Raw genomic sequence first — 250 nt, forward strand, 5'->3', positions numbered from 1 at the left:
GCCATGATTCCCGTCACCCATATGAAGCAGATCTGAAGCTTTAGGATCGTATCCGAAAGTCGGCCCGGACAGCAGACGAAGAGGCAGCGCTTTGAGCCGGCCGATTCACCGGTTGATTTTATCAAGGTACGCTTCATCACCGGTCCGCTCCCATTCCGTCAGCAAATTGGAACAGAACGCCGCCCAGTCGGGGCCAACTCTCGCGTGGGCAGGGAACTCTTTTTCCGGATAATAGGCTCTCATCGGATCA

Annotated in this window: 1 pseudogene; it reads right to left on the minus strand. The window is 55.2% G+C overall.

The window, feature by feature from the left end:
• A pseudogene (locus CF394_RS16015) lies at positions 1 to 250 on the minus strand (exo-rhamnogalacturonan lyase family protein); the annotation flags it as partial.

It is taken from the genome of Tetzosporium hominis (genome assembly GCF_002265435.1).
GTDB lineage: Bacteria > Bacillota > Bacilli > Bacillales_A > Planococcaceae > Chryseomicrobium > Chryseomicrobium hominis.